Genomic DNA, 18,121 nt, shown 5'->3' on the forward strand with positions numbered 1-18,121 from the left:
TAAGTGAAAGAGACAAATTACACTGAGCCTGAACAATTTATTGTCAGGCTAGCGTCTTTAGGCGCAGTTTGGCAACAGGGGGTTATACCCCAAGTGCAAACCACCCGTTGGACGGGTGGTTATGATTGATCTGACCTGATGAGCGGGAAGGTGACCCCTTTATATGGCAGCATTTTCGGTCGCATCGCGGTTTTTGGGATCCGTGGCGAACGTTCTGATCCACCGGAAACGGTTCACCTTCACCAAGGCAACGAAGCATTTGAGAATTTGGTCGCATTTGAGGCAAATGAACGTGATCAGCGGCGACAGCTCGAAGACGAAGGCGCAAAGCGCGGAAGCGGGCAGCACGATCAGCCACATGAATATAAAATCGTTGTACAGCACGAATTTCGTATCTCCCCCGCTCCGGACGATGCCGGTGAGTGCAGGCATTTGGTACGCGGTGCCGACGACCGTAATCGACAATACCGTCATGAAGTGGACCGCAAGCACCTTGGCGTCGCTGGAAATCGCGTACAAATCCATCACGTAATCTTTCGTAACGAAAAGCACGAGCCCCGTTGCAAGTCCGATGAATAGGTATAAAAGCTGGAGCGTTTTGCTGTACGTTTTGATTTTGGAGACATGTCCTTCCCCGATCGTCTTGCCGATCACGACCGCCGTTGCGCTGGCCGAGGCGTACGTAATGACCGTCACGAGCTGGAATACGGTAGTGGCCACGCTGTTGGCCGCAATCGCCGCTTCCCCCATGTGCCCCAAAATGGCGGACTGGGCCCCCATCGCGCAAGCCCACAGCAAATTCGCCATCAAGATCGGTGAACCGATGCGCAAATACTGGCCGAACAACGGCTTGTCGATCTGAAAAAAATCCTTCAATCGAAGCCTCAGCCTGCGGTCGAAACGTTTAATGAAAATGACGACGATGACGGTTTCAATGATTCTGGCCGCCAGCGTGGCCGTTGCCGAACCGCTAACCCCCATGCGCGGAAACCCGAAATGCCCGTAGATCAGCACGTAATTCAAACATACGTTGATGATCAGCGTGGACAAAGATACGATAAATCCGATCCTCACGATTTCGACGCTGCGAAGCGATGCGAGCAGCACATTGGTCACGGCAAAAAACACATAAGAAAAACAAATGATTCTTAAGTAAGCCGCCCCTTCTTCAATGACGCGCGTTTCATTCGTAAAAAGCGACATGCAGCCGTGCGGAAACGCAAACACGAGGATCCACATGACAACGCTGACAAAAAGCGCGATCCGCATGCCGATGCTGGCCGCCTTTTTGACGGCTTCCAGGTTTTTCGCGCCCCAGCTTCTGGCCGACAAAATGACCAACCCCTCTGACGCGCCCATCACCAGCATTTGCAATACGAACTGGATCTGATTCGCCAGCGCGACCCCGGACAACGCCGACTCGCTGTAGCCGCCCAGCAGCAAATTATCGGACAGGTTCACGCCGAGCGTAATGATGTTCTGGAGCGCGATCAGCAACGTTAGCCTAAAAAAGTTTTTGTAGAACGAAGATTCCCGAACCCATAACGCCATAACATTCCTTCTTTTCCGCTGGATTTGACTTGCTTGACTGTCTAAAAGCATACCATAATCAGGCAGCATCGGTGGCTTGAAAATCCAAGCGAAAATCACAAAAAAATTCGGCAAAATTTACAGTCCTTACGGGCCGGGAAAACGCAGCAACCGATTTTACACAAAGATTTCGGAGTCCGCCTAATCGTTGTTCAACCCGGCAGGAAAATGGCAAACCTGCTTCATCGGGTGATATAATGAAATACATGCTCGAACGGATTTCGGGCGGCATTTGCAGGAGCATCTTATAGTTGACGATGAACAACCAGCGTCCGGCAACTTGGTCGTTCGATCCGGAAAATGGTACGCAGAATGGGAGGCCGAGGTTGTCATTGATCGTAAGATCGGAAGAAAAATCGATAGGAGGCGCTCAGCATGAAAGTAAAAAGGATCGTCACGAATATTGAGGCAACGGATGTTGCGGAAGCCAATCGTTTTTATCAAGATCTTCTCGGAATGGAACTATTGATGGATCATGGCTGGATTGCCACATACGGAACCGCGGAAACCATGAGGACCCAAGTCAGCTTTGCTTCCGAAGGCGGGTCCGGCACCCCCGTACCGGATCTTTCGATTGAAGTCGATGACGTCGATGAAGCCTGCCGGCGCATGCAGGAGGGCGGGTTTCGGATCGAATACGGACCGGCGGATGAACCTTGGGGGGTCCGAAGATTTTATGTCCGCGATCCGTTCGGCCGGCTGGTCAATATTTTGGAGCACCAATGACCCTGCATCCGCAGATGAAAAAGCACTCTCCCGGCATCCTTGCCGGATGCGGAGAGAGTGCTTTTTCGTTTTTTGCCTTCGGAGTCTCCTCCCGCCCCGTTTTCCTATATCATGCAAGCCCCTTCGACGTTCTGACGCTAGGCAGCAGAAGTCCGCTGGTCCGTTCGACATAAATGCGGTTGCCGTACTGTGGAAGCGGAATGCCTTCGAATACGATCCGTTCCCCATCCGCTTCGGCCGGCTTCGATACCGCAATCGGCGCTTCGGCCTGCAACGATGCGAACAGCGCAATGACGTCGCCTTTTTTCACGCGCTCGATTACCACGTTCCCCGACGCTTCCAGACGAATGTCGGACGTCGGCACCTTCTCGGACATTTCCGGATAACGCTCGTCAAACAACTCGAAGCCGTAAATCCGGGTATGTCCGCTTCCTTCGATGCTCATCTGAGTAGGTTCGATGATCTGAAGCCGTACATACCGCGCCTGGACGTCCTGAGGCAAAATGCGATTGATTTCGTCGGCCCGGTTATCCGTCATTTCGTCGATGAGCGTGAAACTTTCGCCGTCTAGGCTGACCAAAATCTGGGCATGTTTCGTGTTCCAGTATTTCGACTCCCTGGCTTCCGGATGTCCGCAATTGATGATGCGATACTGCTTGATCGTCTTCGGCTCTTTCAGGTCGATCGTCAAATGCGGCCGGACCTCGGTCGAACACCATTTGCCGCTTGAGATGGTGCCGTCGATCGTTTTCGACGCATTTTCGTTTTCGTTCGCGCTGCTGGATGCGCTGGCCGTAACGCCCAATGACGATAAAGCGATGTTTTTCCGGTCGTACCCAAGCTCCGGAACAGGCTGCTCCGTTCCCGCTTGGACCGCCGATTGCACGATCATCTCTGAAATAAACGGCTTGATGGCAAGGGTTCCCACATCCACGACGAAGTCGAACGGTTTTTCCTCCTTCAATCGGTTCACTTTGCATTCGTCCATGGCAGCCAACCGTTTGGAAGCCGCCTCGTTATGCTGCTCCATGCCGATCAAATCCCCGCGCCGCATGGCGTTCGCCGCGTGCATGGCATGTTGCCCCGCTTGCGCCATCAGCTTGAACGCGCGCAGGAACGGATCCAACTCTTCCACCAGATTCCGGTTGAGGCACTTCTCCCGGATCCGGTCCGCCGCTTGTTCCATGCGCTCGAACCGGGCAAGCAGCGCCGACGCAGGCCCGGAAATGTCCCGCCCGCTTTTGAATCCTTCGCGCAAATCGGCGATGTCTTTTTTTGCGTCCCAGGACTCGTCAAAATAAAAATCCCCGCTCGCGCCGCCGTCGTCTTTCAGGTGGCAGCTGTTGGACGCGAAAATTTCCAAATCCTCCGCCACCTCGGGAGCTATCGCTTTAAATGATGCGGAAAAGCTGCGTTCCGGATCAAAGGCGTCCGTATTCCAGTTGTGATCGGCAATGCAGAACAGCGCCTGCTTGGAAGCCTGCGCCTGGTTCATCGGATTGGCAAAAAAACCGTTGACGTTATCCAGGTCGGGGCTCAGGTTTTCGATTTTGCCCATCAAAATTTTCGAATCGCAATAGTCGTTGACCGGATAATTCCACCATACGGACAGGTTGCGGTCGGATCCGATCCGGCGTTTCGGCGCGTCATACTGTTCCTTCGAAATGTTGGACATCGTGGCCGCACCCGTCCACATAATTTCGACGTCGTCATGCAGCGTTTCGACGAGCGGTTTGAAATACTCCGTCATGGAAGGACCCCACGCTTCGCAATACCGGGTTCCGACGGTCAGCAAAGGCCGCACGTCGCCTTTCGGTTTCACGAATTCGCCGTCGATCCGGTTGATGAATTCCGCCTGCTGCTTGCCGTCCGCAGCCCCGACCAGATCGTCGAACAGGACGCCGAATTGACGCACGCCCAAAGCGTACAGCTGCTCCAGCTTCGCGATCGCGGACCAGAAATCCTCCTCCGACGAAAGGTCGATCGAATCCCCGGGATGGATGGTCCACACGAAATTCAAATTGTTGGCATGTCCCGCCGCGGCAAGTTCGGCGATTTCCTTCGCCTTCTCTTCCGGATATAGTTCGCGCCAATGCTTGCGATGATACGGGTCGTCCTTCGGCGCGTAAATATAAGAGTTCAGCTTCTGACGACCGCCGAATTCCATCAGGTCCATCCGGTCCTCATGGCTCCATGGATAGCCGTAAAAACCTTCAATATATCCCCGGTACAAAATCTCCGGATAATCGACGATCCGGCAGGTTTTCAGGCGGCGGTTGTCCGACTGCTCCAGCATTTGCAGCAGCGTCACGACGCCGTAATGAATGCCGTCGGCGTCGCTGCCGACGACCGCAATTTGTCCGCAGCCCTCCTTTTCGCCAATGCACAGGGCATAAGCTTCTTTGCGTTCAGGGAGAACATCGGAAGCGTACTCCGTGCCTGAAAGCCGGCCGGCCTGGCTTTTTTCGGCCAAAACGATTTGCGTTTGCCCGTCTTTCAGCCCGTCGGATACGGAATATGTAAAACCTTGGTCGCTTAACGCTTTTTGCAATTTGGGCAGCGTCGCTTCCTTCAGGCCGGATAATACGGCGATATGCACTTCTTTCGTCAAAACCGCTTCCCCTCCCGAGGAAACGACCGATTGAGGAACGGGATACAGCTCGTACAATGGTTTCGAAACGTTGCTAGCATTTTTCGTCATGATGTGCTCCCCCAGCTTCTTATATATTCATCATATCTATTATAGCAATCTCTTTCTTGCAAACGCTACCGGTTAAACGGTAGATTTTCATCTTCATGTTCCGCCTAAAGCCCCTTGCATTGGCACCATTCACCATAATTCGGGACAAAATCCCATTTTCTTGGGACGGCTCAGCTATTTTCACGTATAATGAATGGAAGAAGATTGAAGAAGCCGAAATGGAGGACCTAAAGAATGGGATTGTTTTCTTTTATTCGCGGCCAGTTTATAGAAGTCATTGAATGGACCGACAACACCAATGAAATCGTTCATCAGTTTCCGGTATACGACAAAGCGATCAAAATGGGCGCCCAGCTCACGGTTCGCGAGTCCCAAGCCGCCATCTTCCTGAACGAGGGGCAAATCGCCGACGTGTTCGGTCCTGGAAGATACATACTCAGCACGGAGAACATGCCGGTTCTGACGGCATTAAAATCCTGGAAATACGCATTTAACTCGCCGTTTAAGGCCGACGTCTATTTTGTGAATACCCGGAATTTCACCGACCAAAAATGGGGCACCACCAACCCGATCATGATGCGCGATCCGGAATTCGGCGCCATCCGCATGCGCGGTTTCGGAAGCTATGCATTCCGCGTGCAGGATCCGGCGTTGTTTTTAAAGGAAATTTTCGGTACCCAATCGTCTTTTACGGCCGACCAGATCGGAGGGTACCTGAAATCGGTCATCGTTTCCGGCCTTACCGATCTGATCGGCGAAGCCAAAATCCCGATCATGGATATCGCGCTTCATTACGACGAGCTGAGCGCCGCCGCCCAAACCAAGCTTGAGCCGATATTCAACGGCATGGGGCTGTCGCTCTCGGGATTTTTCATCGAAAACATCTCCCTCCCGGAAGAGGTCGAAAAGATGATCGACCGCAAGTCTTCCATGAATATCGCCGGAAATTTGGACCAATACATGAAGTTCCAGGCAGCCGAGTCGCTTCGGGAAGCGGCAAACAATCCGGACGGCGGGCTTGCCGGAACCGGCGCGGGCCTTGGTGCCGGCATGGCGATGGGCCAAATCTTCGGCCAGGCGATGCACATGACCCCCGGACCTTCCGCTCCGTCTCCGTCGGCTGCGCCGGCCCCTTCCGCCGCGGAAACGACGGAGCCTTGCGGTTCCTGCGGGCACGGGCTGAAACCGAGCGAGAAGTTTTGTCCGGAATGCGGCACGCCGAGACCCGAAAAGAAATTTTGCACGGAATGCGGCGGCGCGCTTGAACCCGGCATGAAGTTTTGCCCGAATTGCGGCACGAAGGCGTAAAGGAGGTCGAAGATGACGGTAGAAGCACCGATTCGTTTCCCATGTTCCGGATGCGGCGCGCAGATGGTGTTCGATGCCGAAAGCCAGCAGATGAAATGCACGTATTGCGGGCAGCTGGCGCCGATCGATCTTCCCGAGGAATATGAGGAGCCCGTCGAATACGAGCTGGATTTTTCGGACGAAAACGATGAAGCCTTAAGGGATTGGGGGACGGAGCAGCAGGTCATCAAATGCGAAAGCTGCGGCGCCGAGACGCTGATTCCGGTTCAGCAGACGGCGCTCACGTGCGCGTTTTGCGGTTCTCCCAAGGTGCTGCCCCAGGGCAGCGACGACAGCATCCGGCCTGAATCCATCATCCCCTTCCATATCACGAAGGAAAAAGCCAACGAGTTATTCCTGAAATGGAAAAAGAAAAAGTGGTTTGTGCCGAACGCGTTCAAAAGGCAGCATACCCATTCCAACGTGACCGGGATTTACGTGCCCTTCTGGACCTTTGACGCCCAAACGCATTCCGATTACGAGGCTGAAGTCGGGACCCACCATTACCGGACCGAAACGCGGACGCGAACCGTGGACGGCAAAACGGAAACGTATGAGGAGCAGGTTCGTTATACCGTGTGGCATTCGACCAGCGGTTCGTACAGCCAATTTTTCAACGACGTGCTTATCCCTGCTTCCAGCCGCCATGACGGCAGAATCATCGAACGGTTCGACGATTTCAGCCTTGAGGATCTGTTGCCGTACAAACCCGAATTTTTGAGCGGCTTCGTGGCCGAACGATATAACGTTTCATTGCGCGACGGGTGGTCGGAGGCGAGATACCGGATCGATCAAGCGCTCGAAAGCCGGATCAAAAGCAAAATCGGCGGGGACGAGATCCGGAATTTGGAGATCGACACGGGGTATTACGACAGGACGTACAAACATATTTTGCTGCCTTTGTGGAATGCGACGTATACGTTCAAGAACAAAACTTACCATTACATGGTAAACGGCGAGACAGGCAGCGTCAGCGGCAAAGTGCCGCGCAGCGGATGGAAAATTACGTTTTTTATCCTCTTTTGCGCAGCCATCGCCGCGGGCATCATTTGGTATCTCAATTTATCTTAAATGCGCAAAAAAGACCGGTCAGCGGAAACATCCCGCGCCGGTCTTTTCGGTTTATTGTTTCATGCCCGTGATTTCCGCCACGATTTCGTACGAACGCAGACGGGCCTTGTGATCGTAAATGGCCGAGTTGATGATCATTTCGTCCGCCTGGGTTTCGTCGAGGAACGCCTGCAGCTGGCGTTTGACCTGATCGGGATTGCCGATGATCGCGGTCGTGAGCCTGCTCATGACGATATATTTTTCCTGTTCGGTCCATAATCCGTCCATCGATTTGACCGGAGGCGGCAGCTGTCCCGGCGTATTCCGGATCATGCTTAAAAATTGCTGCTGGAACGAAGTGGCGATAAACTCCGCTTCCTCCGTCGTATCCGCCGCGAACACGTTGACGCCGACCATCGCATGCGGCCGCTCCAAATCTTCCGATGGCTGAAACTGCTCGCGGTATTGCGTCAGCGCAGGGATCGTATATTCGGGCGAAAAATGGCTCGCGAACGAAAACGGCAATCCCAGCCTTGCGGCGAGCGCGGAACTGAATCCGCTCGAGCCGAGCAGCCAAATCGGCACCTTCTGCCCTTCCCCCGGAAATGCCCTTACGCGTTTGTATCTGGAATTCGGGTCAAAATATGCCCGCAGCTGCTCCAATTGCTCGGGGAATTCCGAGCCGTCCGCGCGCACATCGCGGCGCAGCGCCATGGCGGTCACCTGGTCGGTTCCCGGAGCCCTGCCGAGCCCGAGGTCGATCCGGCCGGGATACATCGCTTCCAGCGTGCCGAACTGTTCGGCGATGACAAGCGGCGCATGGTTGGGCAGCATAATGCCTCCCGATCCGACGCGGATCTTTTCGGTTCCGCCCGCCACATAGCCGATGACGACCGAAGTTGCAGAGCTGCCGATCCCCGGCATGTTATGATGTTCGGCCAGCCAATAACGGTGATATCCCCAGGCTTCCGCATGCTGGGCGAGGCTCATCGTGTTTTTGAACGCCTCCGACGGCGTGCTGCCCACGGTTACCGGGGCCAGGTCCAAAACGGAGTACGTGATGTCGTTTAGTTTTTTGCTTTGAACACGTGAATCCATGTTCTTCACCTCGATTCATTATTGGAGAAGCTTGCGCATTTCGTTGACTTGGTGCTGCCTTACCTTTTCGGGGGTCACGTCGTTGCCTTCCGGATCCACGATCGTGATCCCTTCAAAGGATTTGAGCACCTGCCCGCGGATTTCGCGCAAATAGTCTTCGCGAAGCACCTGCTGTTCCACGCGCTCCGCGTTCGTTAAGCCGACCTCGCGTTCTTTTTTGGCCAACTCGTTAATGCGCGCCAACGTCGGTATCATTTGCATTCCTTCTTTCTTTTTGCAGCCGGGATCCTCGGATGTCCTTTTGCATTGTTATTTTATTCGCGTATCACTTTCTTAAATGACCATGGTATCCTGCACCCATGCCTTTAGCGATTCTAGTTTGCCCGCAAAACGTTCCGCCTTCATCTCTTCGGCCAAATCCGCTACGGTTTTTTTCTTCAGAACCGATTTCCAGGCATTTTCGGCCTCTTCCATCAGATCGGACAACAAGCAGCAGCGGTCCTCTTCCCTCAGTTCAAGCATGTCGCACAAAATCCCGCTCGAGGAATAAAGCGTCTGCTGTCCCTCGATCGCAAGATAGACGTCGTAAATGCGAATCTCTTCGATCCGTTTCTTCAGCTTGAACCCGCCTTTGATTCCGGGCACGGAAGCGATCAGATCGGCGCTGACGAGTTTGCGCAGCAATTTTTGGAAATAGGTCGCCGAAACGCCAAGCTGTTGGCTGATCGCCTCTCCGGGAAGCACCGCTTTGTCCGGCAGCATATTCAGCAGTAATATGGCATAGACGGATTGCTCAACGCCCGTTTTCATGTGCATGAATAAAGTCACCTTGCCTCATCTTGTATAACATGGATATTGTTTATCCGCTTTATACATTATATACGATCCGCCGTGTAAATCAACCCCGTCCTCCCTGCACGACCCAAAAACCGGCACGGGGAAACTCCCCATGCCGGTCTGTATCGCTACTTGATGTAATTACGGCTGACCAAGTCGTTTGCAATGGCCTCGGTCGGAATCTCGAATTCCACGGAACCCATATATCCCGGAGCTACCTCGTATTTGTCAAAGACGATGACGAGTTTGCCGTTTTTATTGATGTAGAAGTTCTGATCCTTTTTGATCGCTTTGAATTCATCCGTCGGCAGGACATCGGAAGCGCCGTGCACCCAATAAAATTTGTCTGGATTGTCCTTCATCTGCGACTTCATCTGTTCTTTAATATTGCCGCTGATCAGCCGAATATACTGATCGTCCTTGAACAGCATCGGCAGCGTGATGAGGATCTGGTTCTTTTTGTCGATGGTGTCCAGCTTTAATTGCTCGGAAGACGAGCCCGCGCTTTCGACGACATAACGCTCGATGGACAGGATTTCGTCCGTGTCGGTTTTGATTTCGTAGCCGGCATCCACGTTCAGGTGGCCGCCGCCTTGTTTCTTCAATGCCTCGATTTCGGTTTGGAACTTGTCGAAGAGCGCTTTGTTTTCCTTCATGTATTTTTCGTTCAGCCCGCTCTCCAGCGCCTTATTGTCCAGATTCGTCACGGCGGGGACTTTGATATTCGCGCCGTAGTTTTTTTCTTCAACCACGTATTGTTTAAGCGTCAACACTTGGATGACCCGGTCCATGCCCGGGATGGCCGATAAAGCGTTCGCGACGGCGGGACTGGCATTGATCGTGACCAGGAACAGCAGCGCCGCGGCGCAAGCGCCGGCAATCCATCGATATTTCACGCGTTTTTGCTTGCGGTTGCGCAAGGATGTATTTATGGCCCGATCCACGATCATTTCCAGCTCGTCCGGAATCGGGATGTCGTCATACTCTTTTCGCAAATGTTTCATGTGTTTGTTCATCTTTGTTTGATCTCCTTTGAGGGTTCGTCATCCATCTTGATCCGCATGACCCGAAGCGCCTGATACAGCCTCGTTTTGACCGTATTCACGTTTTCCCCAAGCACGGCGGCCACTTCTTCGATTTTCATGTCTTCAAAATACCGCAGCACGATCACGCTTCTATATTTCTCGGGAAGCTCTTCCATCGTCCGTGTCAAATCGAAATTCGTATAATCGTCTTCGGTACCGGAAACATGCATTTCGATCGTTTCGTGATCCATCGTCCGTACCTTTTTGTTCCTGCGGAGAAAATCGAGCGCGGTATTGACCACGATGCGGTAAAACCAGCTTTTGACCGCTTCCGGATCCTTCAGTCCGTCGATATGGGTCATCGCTTTATAAATCGAATCCTGCACGATATCGAGCGCATCTTCTTTATTTTTCACGTAACTGTACGCGAGCCTGTACACATTTTCTTTATGCTCTTTAATGCATCTCGTCAGCAGCTTTTCCATTTTCCTGTTCAACATGTCGTATTACCCTTCTCTGTTTAGTCGCTGGCGGGGAGGACGTGATCCCCGTCCCCGCTTTACGGAAGCAAGACGTACGAAGGGGCGCAAAAAGTTTGGCGGTTGCGAAAAAAATTTTATTTTTTCTGCGCCAAAACGGCCTCCGCAAGCATGGAAGCGTAAAACGACGCACCGCTTCGTTTCAAATGCACGCCGTCGCGGTAGAAATAACCGTCCTTGCCTTCGCTTGCCGAATACCAGTCTACTACCGTCACGTTCCCGAATTCATTGGAAACTTCTGCAATATCCGCATTGACGGCATCCTGCCATTTCCGAGGGACGCGGGTATTCACCAGCAGGATCTGCTTGTCCTCTCCAAGCGTCTGCAGCAGGGAACGCAGTTGCTTTTTGCTAAAAGGCCCGTTGGTGCCGAGCTCGATTATGATCCGGTCCCCGAGCCGCCCTTGTTCTTTTAAGCGGGCGACAACATCAGCGGCCTGGCGCATCTGCCGCCCTACTTTGCCGTCCACGACGATGCCGGGAAGCTTTTTTTCCAGAAAAGGCGCCGCGTCCAGCATGACCGAATCCCCGATTGCGGTAATGCCTTGGCCGGAAGGTTGCGAAACGTTCTCTGCCGGGTTTTCCGCCTTTTCCAGCGGCTGGAGTTCAGCAGATTTTTCTCCGTTGGCTTGGGACGACGCTGCATCCTGTGAAGGGCGGTCCGCAATTTGAGCGTCAACCGGGTGTTCATTTTCATTTTCGGACGCCGGTCCCTCGTGGGGTTGAACCTGTTCGGCCGGTGCCCCATCCGCTTCGACCAGATGCGCGGCCGGCTCGTGTGTATTCAGGGCAAAACGGCCCCAAGCCGCCGCTATCAAAACCGCCGGAACGATAACGCATAACATGACGGGACCTAAACGCCGTTTCCGGGCAAAAGACGGTTGATTTCGTTTCATATGGAATCCTCCTCTACGCAGTGGTTCTTCGATACATTGATAGGAACATGCCGCCAGAAAAAAACTCAAGAACAGCTGGAACAAGATGCGAAGGGCGTTGGCCCCTCCCGTATCGACCTCGGGGGTCGTTAAAATAATGACGGGAAAATGCCAAATATAGAGGCTGTAAGATCGGACCCCGATCCAGCGCAAAGGCTTGCAGCCCATCGCTTGGCCGACCCGGCTTGCAGGATGCGCAAGAACCGCGATGACGGCCGCGGAAAGGACCGCGATGCCAAGCAACCCTCCCCGGTACAGGAAATCGTCATATTCGCCTGTCCGGTAGATGAGTGCCGCTAGCGCTATGAGTCCCAGAAAACCGGCGATGTCCAGCATGACGCGGGCTCCTGCCGACACTCTATCGCTCAGCTTCCGGCTTGGCCAGACCACGGCCAGGGCAGCCCCGATCAGGAGCGCAAAAGCCCGGGTATCGGTTCCGTAATAAACCCGGCTCGGGTCCTCGCCCGGTATGTATATGCCGAACATAGCCAGTGCCGAAACGCCGGCCAATGCCGCAATCATGAGCGCCAGTTTGCCGCGCCGGGGAAAGATGTGCATACCTGCAACAAGCAGCAGCGGCCAGACCAAGTAAAACTGCTCTTCGATGGCCAGCGACCAAAGATGCCTGATCGGCGAAGGCGGGCCGAAACTTTCGAAGTACGATACTTTATGAAAGATAAGCCACCAATTATTCGCATAAAATACGGAGGATAAAAAAGCTCCCTTTAAGCCTTGCAGTCTCCCGGGCTCGATGCATAACAGCCATAAAGCGACGAACCCCAGCATGGCAAGCATCGCGGGCAGCAGTCTGCGGGCCCTGCGGATCCAGAAATCGATAAGATTCAGCCTGCCCCGGCTTTGCCATTGCTGGATGATCTGATCCGAAATGAGATAACCCGAGATGACGAAAAAGATGCCGACGCCGATAAATCCGCCCTGCGCCCATTTGGCGTTCCAATGATAGGCCATAACGGCGATGACGGAAAATGCCCGTAATCCGTCGAGTCCGGGCTTATACCGCTTGCCCTCGGCCGATCTTCGGGGCATCCAACCCCGTGGTTGCCGGTTGCTGTTAACCTTCATGTTGTCGATCATAGCCATTCATCCTAACCTTTCATTTGTTGTTCATAGACAGGACGCCGGGACATATGCGAAAAGTTGGTGGGATTAACTGGAAAATCCATTAAATGATAAAAAAGGCATCCTGAGCAGAGTTGCTGTCGGAATGCCTTTTGTTTTTGTAACGAAAAGACAGGGGTTTGAGAAGTTACCGCTGAATTTCCGCTTGCAGAATATCGGATACGAATTGAAGAGGAACATACAGCTTGTTTTGCTGAAGCACGGGCGCGGCGTTTAATGCTTTTGGAGCCGTTTTGGCGAAAAAGTATGCGTTTTGGCCCACGGTTACGCGCGTAAATTGTGCCCCTTTTCTCAGCTCGGCCGTTTTGGCGGACGGATTCCACTGGAGTTCGTATCCCAATTGCCCAGCTGCGTCGCGCAAAGCCACCATCTCGATGCCGTGGGCATTTTTATATTTTGCGGTCTTTTTCAAGTCCAGTTTCCGGGCCGCTTCCGGTTTTGTTTTCAAGCCCGTTTTCCCTTTCAGGTCGAATCGAAACTCCGGCGAGCCGATATACCCCGGCCCAATGCTGTACTTCGGGAACACGACGACCAGCTCGCCGTTTTCGATATAGAAGGTTTGCTCCTCGAACGTTCCTTTGTAATCCTCCAGGAAGTATTTGTCGGGATCTTTTTTCATTTGCGCAAGAATGTCGGCATCGAGTTTTGCCTTGTAATCGTCCCCCAGCAGGTCGGAGAGCGTCACCCGCTCGGCTGCGGCAGCATTTTTCACGTTGTACGTATCGATCCGCGGCATGCTTGTCCCTCCCGCGAACCCTTCGGTAGTCACCACCAACGAAATGATGCCGGCCGGGGTTCCGGTGCCGTCAGACTTCAGGCTGTAGGTCATATACAGCTCGTACGGACGGTATTCGAGATGAGCCGATTTCGCTTTCGCGGCCGCATCCGCGGCATTTTTCTCCCAGTTCGCCAAATCTTTTTGGGCATGCGACAAAATGATGTCGTTCATTTCATCCTGATAGCGCCGATCCAGCATCCCGGAGAGTTGGGGCACTTGGATGTGAGCCTTCAGATTCCCGTTTGCCGACTTCAATGTTTTCTCCTGTACCTTTACGCCTTTCGCTGCCGGGACTCCCGTTTTCATGTTAACCGCTGCCGGGGCAGGGGCTTGCACGGAAGCCATGGCATGGACCGGCACACCCGCCGCGCTGATGCCTAGAATAGCCGCACAGCCTGCCGCGGTTAACGCCATTTGTTTGATCGTTTTCTTTTTCATATCCTTTTGTCCTCCATCTCTCTATTCAAAGTGTCTTTTGCTCGCACTCATGGGCTAGGACGCAGGAGAAGAGGCAAAAAGTTTGGAAAAAATAAAAAAACGTCTCGCGACGTTTTCAGGCTGTCGAGAAACCCCCTGTTTTTTTGCAGGGGGTTTCTCGACAGCCTGAGGAGCGGAACATCAAGTTCCGCTCCTTTTCGCAAATACGCTTAGACATTGAATATTTCCAAAGCACGAAGCTCGGGCAAAATCCCGGACAAGTTCCCTATAAGTAAGGCTGGACCAATGCTTTTACCCGGTTTATGCCTTCCCACATATCGCCCGGCCCATCGTACACCAATGTAATCGGGCCCTCATAACCGCTGCTTCTGACCAGATCCATGCATTTCTTAAATTCCTCCTCATTCGGTCTGCCCTGACCGTCCGTGATCGCTTTCGCATGGATGGATTCGCTTCGCGGGATCGTGGCCCCTAACTCCGCAAGCTTGCCTTCTCCGGCGAAGTTGCCGAAATCCGTTGTCAACCCAAGCCCTTCGCCACAAATGTCAAGCAAGGATATGCAATTTGCAGCCGTGGAAGCCAAATCATGAAAATTCTCGGTAACGATTCGGACCTGCTTATCCGAGGCGTATCGGATCAGGCGCTTCAGCTGCGCCGCCGCCAGCCGGACGGCCTCCGCGTCGGCCGGATCCCCATCGCCCGCGATAATGCGAATCCGTTCGGCGCCAAGGGCAGAGGCGACGTCGATCCACTTTTTCATCCATTCCATATCGGCTTCCCTGCGCCATTCGTCCGGATTCGTGAGATCTCCGTAATCGGCCAGCAAAGTGTACAAACGGATTCCCGACCGAACGATAGATTCGCGAAGCTTATCCAGGTAAGCGGTGCTTGTCTCCGGAAGATGGAAATGGCAAAGCTCCATCGCCTGAAAACCGTTCTCGCGGAGCAAAGCAGGCAAATCCAGCAGCGAGATCGTTTGCGGCTGCTCATCCATCGCGGTGCCTTGCGTTTTAGCCTCCTCATCCCAGTACGTCCAGCGGAGCGGGCCCAAATTCCGGTGCAAGCTCCAAGTCGTCAACGATAAAAACGGCATGCTCATACGCCTCCTTTATGGATGGTTTCCATCCTCTTCTTTCCGATTCAGCACGATTCCAAAATGCTTCAACAACGCTTGATGGTATTCCTCTGCCGATTGCGGTACCCATGATTCCACGCCGCCGGAACCGAAAATCCTGAACTCCTCCCCCGCTACCGTGTTCCTGCCTTCGGGGGTGCGGATAAAGACCATCGCGGATTGCGTAAAGATGGATTCGGGCGCATGTTCGCACCAATAGGAAGCCATCGCGTAATCCTGCAGCAGCTGCGGTTCCTCCGTAAACGAATACAACCGGCACCATTCCCCGTGTTTCCATTCGCAAAGCATCCAGCCGAAAAACGGATCCCGATCCAGGCGGTACCGTTCGTTGCCTGCCGGCTGCTCGATCCCTTCTGCCAGCAATAACGGGGTTACGGGTACGATGCCCCCGACGCCGACGTCGCATAAAAACGGGCGGCCTTCCGCTTCGACCCTTAGCACATGATGCCGCCGCATCGGCGGCGGATTCGGTTCGTCTCGCCAAAACCGCGCGAAATAATGCGTCACTTTAAATCCGATCTCCTCCAGCAACCAAGCAAACAGCGCGTTGAGCTCAAAACAATACCCTCCCCGGCGGCGGGAGACGATTTTATCATGCAGATCTTCAAGCTTCAGCGACAATGGCACGCCGTTGACGATGTCGAGGTTTTCATAGGGAACGTGGTAAATATGGCATTCCTGAAGACGGGCAAGCACGGCCGCGGTCGGTTCGACCGCTCCGTCGTACCCGATCCTGTTCAAATAATCCGTTGCCCGCGTCGAAATGCCGGTTACGTTATGATTCATGCCGCTAACCGAACCTCCACTTTCATAAAAATATACGACTTACAATACTTTTCCATAAGTATATGACCATCTCCTGCCGGAAAGACAAAACCAGCCGGGCAAAGATGCTCACGGCCGGTTTTATGTCATAAACTTGGTAATTCGCTTGTCTTGCTTACGACAATGCAGGATAAACAGCAAGAGCCCAAACCCCCGGCTTCAGGGAGGTTTGAGCTCTTTTGCACGTTTTGGCCTTGTTGTTGCTGCGCCTTTCCTAATATCGCGGCTTCAGCAAGGCCGCCCTTTGGACAGGGACCCGGATTACACCGCCGTATACCCGCCGTCCACCAACAGGCTTGTGCCTGTAATAAACGATGCGTCATCGCTTGCCAGGAACAGGACGGCTTTGGCCACTTCTTCCGGTTTGCCGAGGCGTCCCATCGGGTGCAGCCCGACCAGATGCTGGGTGATCGCTTCGGTTCTGCCTTTGATCAGCGGCGTATCGATGTAGCCGGGGCACACCGCATTGATTCGAATGCCTTTGGCTGCATAATCCGCGCCCAGCGTCTGGGTGAGCAGCTTAACGCCGCCTTTGGCGGACGCATATGCGGTGACGCCCGCTTTGCCGACGTGGCTGTGGATGGAGCCGCAGTTCACGATCGCGCCGCCATGGCCCTGCGCAAGCATCTGTTTGATCGCATATTTGTCGCAAAGGAATACGCCGGTCAAGTTAATGTCGATCGTGCGCTGCCAGCTGTCGGAGGACAGCAGGTCGGCAGGACCGTCCTGCGCGATGCCCGCGTTTGCGAACAGCACATCCAGCTTCCCGTATTTCTCAACCGTTTGCTCCACCATGCGAATGACATCCTGCTCATTCGTCACGTCCGTTTTCACGAACAACGCATCAGATCCGGCTGCATTCAGTTCATCCGCCACCGCTTGTCCGCGTTCCGAAAAATCGGCAATCACGACTTTTGCGCCTTCGGCGGCAAACATTCTGACGGAGGCTTCCCCGATGCCGCTTGCTCCCCCGGTAACCACGGCCACTTTATTTTCGAATTTCATTGATCTCGCTCCCATCTTAGATTCATTTTGAAACACATGCTCGAAGGTTTTTTCTTACATCGCGGTAGCTCCGCCATCGATCACGAATTCCGCCCCCGTGCAATAGGAAGATTCGTCGGAAGCAAGGAACAGAACCATGTTCGATACTTCCTCAACCAAGCCGAATCGGCCCATTGGAGCCATCCGTTTGCCCAGCTCCGCGGCGGACATTCGGCTCGCCTGCGTCGCATAATCGCCCATCGCCGTATTGATGTAGGCAGGATGGATCGAGTTGACCCTCACGTTGGCCGAAGCGTATTCGACCGCGGCGTCTTTGGTCATGATCCGTACCGCCCCTTTGCTTGCGCCGTAAGCGACGTGCCCCGATGCCCCTGTCAAGCCGGCGATGGAGGAAGCATTGATGACCGAACCGCCTTGTTCTTGCTTGGCCATGACCGGCATCACGTGTTTCATGCCGAGGAAGACGCCCGTCACGTTGATCGAAAGCATCCGATTCCACTCATCCAGCCCGATTTCGGCCAGCGGTTTAATGAAATAAATGCCTGCGTTATTGAACAAAATATCGATAGAACCGAACTGCTTAACCGACGCTTCAACGATCCGTTTCCAGTCGTCTTCGCTGCTGACGTCGTGTTTGAAAGCCGCGGCGCTGCCCCCGGCCTGCTCAATTTCCGACGCCGTTTGTGTTACGTTATCCAAATTGATGTCCGTGACGATCACTTTGGCGCCTTCCTGCGCAAACCGCAGCGCCGTCGTTTTCCCGATGCCTGCTCCCGCCCCGGTGATCAGTGCGACTTTTCCTTCCAATCTCATATGATAACTCCCTTTCCGTCTTGGCATTTATCCAAGCTTGTCTCCACACGAAACCAATGAACGGCCTGAACATGCTGCAGCAATTCCCCAAAAGGATGTACCTCAGGCTTTACTTCTATGTTATCATCGATAAGGGTTC

General features: G+C 53.7%; 16 protein-coding genes. 3 read left to right on the forward strand and 13 right to left on the reverse strand.

Features of this window, described 5'->3' with window-relative positions; genetic code table 11:
• Positions 1-159: 159 nt before the first annotated feature.
• Positions 160-1,551, reverse strand: a complete 1,392-nt coding sequence (locus KI367_RS02875; RefSeq protein ID WP_212947470.1) for an MATE family efflux transporter — start codon at positions 1,549-1,551, stop codon at positions 160-162.
• A gap of 414 nt (positions 1,552-1,965) precedes the next feature.
• Between KI367_RS02875 and KI367_RS02880 the strand changes: the two genes are divergently transcribed.
• On the forward strand, positions 1,966-2,316 hold the full coding sequence (locus tag KI367_RS02880) for a VOC family protein (protein WP_212947471.1): 351 nt from the start codon (positions 1,966-1,968) through the stop codon (positions 2,314-2,316).
• 109 nt (positions 2,317-2,425) lie between these two features.
• On the opposite strand, the gene KI367_RS02885 is transcribed toward KI367_RS02880, so the two are convergent.
• Entirely contained in the window at positions 2,426-5,017 is a 2,592-nt protein-coding gene (locus KI367_RS02885) for a glycoside hydrolase family 84 protein (RefSeq protein WP_212947472.1), read from the reverse strand.
• 234 nt (positions 5,018-5,251) lie between these two features.
• Here KI367_RS02885 and KI367_RS02890 point away from each other — a divergent pair, with 234 nt between their 5' ends.
• Positions 5,252-6,325, forward strand: coding sequence for an SPFH domain-containing protein (locus KI367_RS02890; protein ID WP_036713704.1), 1,074 nt, complete (start codon positions 5,252-5,254; stop codon positions 6,323-6,325).
• A gap of 12 nt (positions 6,326-6,337) precedes the next feature.
• Positions 6,338-7,435, forward strand: coding sequence for a hypothetical protein (locus KI367_RS02895; RefSeq protein WP_212947473.1), 1,098 nt, complete (start codon positions 6,338-6,340; stop codon positions 7,433-7,435).
• Between the two features lie 51 nt (positions 7,436-7,486).
• Here the strand turns inward: KI367_RS02895 and KI367_RS02900 are convergent, their stop codons facing one another.
• The 11 genes from KI367_RS02900 to KI367_RS02950 form a co-directional block, all read right to left on the reverse strand.
• Positions 7,487-8,512: an LLM class flavin-dependent oxidoreductase gene (locus tag KI367_RS02900; RefSeq protein WP_212947474.1), complete on the reverse strand. Its 1,026-nt coding sequence runs from the start codon at positions 8,510-8,512 to the stop codon at positions 7,487-7,489.
• An 18-nt stretch (positions 8,513-8,530) separates the two neighbouring features.
• A complete protein-coding gene (locus tag KI367_RS02905) occupies positions 8,531-8,767 on the reverse strand; it encodes a DUF896 domain-containing protein (RefSeq protein ID WP_197070036.1) in 237 nt (78 codons plus the stop codon).
• A 78-nt stretch (positions 8,768-8,845) separates the two neighbouring features.
• Entirely contained in the window at positions 8,846-9,328 is a 483-nt protein-coding gene (locus KI367_RS02910; protein WP_036713701.1) for an RrF2 family transcriptional regulator, read from the reverse strand.
• A gap of 149 nt (positions 9,329-9,477) precedes the next feature.
• Positions 9,478-10,365 carry an anti-sigma-V factor RsiV gene (rsiV, locus tag KI367_RS02915; protein WP_212947475.1) on the reverse strand — a complete coding sequence of 296 codons (888 nt, stop codon included), beginning with the start codon at positions 10,363-10,365 and terminating at the stop codon, positions 9,478-9,480.
• Positions 10,362-10,874 carry an RNA polymerase sigma factor SigV gene (sigV, locus tag KI367_RS02920; protein ID WP_212947476.1) on the reverse strand — a complete coding sequence of 171 codons (513 nt, stop codon included), beginning with the start codon at positions 10,872-10,874 and terminating at the stop codon, positions 10,362-10,364. The genes rsiV and sigV overlap by 4 nt, the downstream gene beginning before the upstream one ends.
• Positions 10,875-10,990: 116 nt before the next feature.
• Positions 10,991-12,943: an acyltransferase family protein gene (locus KI367_RS02925; RefSeq protein ID WP_212947478.1), complete on the reverse strand. Its 1,953-nt coding sequence runs from the start codon at positions 12,941-12,943 to the stop codon at positions 10,991-10,993.
• A gap of 172 nt (positions 12,944-13,115) precedes the next feature.
• Positions 13,116-14,204 carry a stalk domain-containing protein gene (locus KI367_RS02930; RefSeq protein WP_212947480.1) on the reverse strand — a complete coding sequence of 363 codons (1,089 nt, stop codon included), beginning with the start codon at positions 14,202-14,204 and terminating at the stop codon, positions 13,116-13,118.
• Between the two features lie 265 nt (positions 14,205-14,469).
• Complete coding sequence (locus tag KI367_RS02935; protein WP_212947481.1) at positions 14,470-15,297, reverse strand: sugar phosphate isomerase/epimerase family protein; 828 nt, start codon at positions 15,295-15,297, stop codon at positions 14,470-14,472.
• Positions 15,298-15,312: 15 nt separating this feature from the next.
• Positions 15,313-16,125, reverse strand: a complete 813-nt coding sequence (locus tag KI367_RS02940) for an arylamine N-acetyltransferase family protein (protein WP_212947482.1) — start codon at positions 16,123-16,125, stop codon at positions 15,313-15,315.
• 300 nt (positions 16,126-16,425) lie between these two features.
• Entirely contained in the window at positions 16,426-17,169 is a 744-nt protein-coding gene (locus tag KI367_RS02945; protein ID WP_036715530.1) for an SDR family NAD(P)-dependent oxidoreductase, read from the reverse strand.
• A gap of 54 nt (positions 17,170-17,223) precedes the next feature.
• On the reverse strand, positions 17,224-17,982 hold the full coding sequence (locus KI367_RS02950; protein WP_212947483.1) for an SDR family NAD(P)-dependent oxidoreductase: 759 nt from the start codon (positions 17,980-17,982) through the stop codon (positions 17,224-17,226).
• Between the last annotated feature and the right edge of the window lie 139 nt (positions 17,983-18,121).

Source organism: Paenibacillus cookii (genome assembly GCF_018333375.1).
In the GTDB taxonomy this organism is placed as follows: domain Bacteria; phylum Bacillota; class Bacilli; order Paenibacillales; family Paenibacillaceae; genus Paenibacillus_AQ; species Paenibacillus_AQ cookii.

What these genes read in the sequence shown, in the direction of transcription:
- KI367_RS02875 (WP_212947470.1), bottom strand. Translation starts at nt 1,551, where the DNA reads ATGGCGTTATGGGTTCGGGAATCTTCGTTCTACAAAAACTTTTTTAGG.
- KI367_RS02880 (WP_212947471.1), top strand. Translation starts at nt 1,966, where the DNA reads ATGAAAGTAAAAAGGATCGTCACGAATATTGAGGCAACGGATGTTGCG.
- KI367_RS02885 (WP_212947472.1), bottom strand. Translation starts at nt 5,017, where the DNA reads ATGACGAAAAATGCTAGCAACGTTTCGAAACCATTGTACGAGCTGTAT.
- KI367_RS02890 (WP_036713704.1), top strand. Translation starts at nt 5,252, where the DNA reads ATGGGATTGTTTTCTTTTATTCGCGGCCAGTTTATAGAAGTCATTGAA.
- KI367_RS02895 (WP_212947473.1), top strand. Translation starts at nt 6,338, where the DNA reads ATGACGGTAGAAGCACCGATTCGTTTCCCATGTTCCGGATGCGGCGCG.
- KI367_RS02900 (WP_212947474.1), bottom strand. Translation starts at nt 8,512, where the DNA reads ATGGATTCACGTGTTCAAAGCAAAAAACTAAACGACATCACGTACTCC.
- KI367_RS02905 (WP_197070036.1), bottom strand. Translation starts at nt 8,767, where the DNA reads ATGATACCGACGTTGGCGCGCATTAACGAGTTGGCCAAAAAAGAACGC.
- KI367_RS02910 (WP_036713701.1), bottom strand. Translation starts at nt 9,328, where the DNA reads ATGCACATGAAAACGGGCGTTGAGCAATCCGTCTATGCCATATTACTG.
- rsiV (WP_212947475.1), bottom strand. Translation starts at nt 10,365, where the DNA reads ATGAACAAACACATGAAACATTTGCGAAAAGAGTATGACGACATCCCG.
- sigV (WP_212947476.1), bottom strand. Translation starts at nt 10,874, where the DNA reads ATGTTGAACAGGAAAATGGAAAAGCTGCTGACGAGATGCATTAAAGAG.
- KI367_RS02925 (WP_212947478.1), bottom strand. Translation starts at nt 12,943, where the DNA reads ATGATCGACAACATGAAGGTTAACAGCAACCGGCAACCACGGGGTTGG.
- KI367_RS02930 (WP_212947480.1), bottom strand. Translation starts at nt 14,204, where the DNA reads ATGAAAAAGAAAACGATCAAACAAATGGCGTTAACCGCGGCAGGCTGT.
- KI367_RS02935 (WP_212947481.1), bottom strand. Translation starts at nt 15,297, where the DNA reads ATGCCGTTTTTATCGTTGACGACTTGGAGCTTGCACCGGAATTTGGGC.
- KI367_RS02940 (WP_212947482.1), bottom strand. Translation starts at nt 16,125, where the DNA reads ATGAATCATAACGTAACCGGCATTTCGACGCGGGCAACGGATTATTTG.
- KI367_RS02945 (WP_036715530.1), bottom strand. Translation starts at nt 17,169, where the DNA reads ATGAAATTCGAAAATAAAGTGGCCGTGGTTACCGGGGGAGCAAGCGGC.
- KI367_RS02950 (WP_212947483.1), bottom strand. Translation starts at nt 17,982, where the DNA reads ATGAGATTGGAAGGAAAAGTCGCACTGATCACCGGGGCGGGAGCAGGC.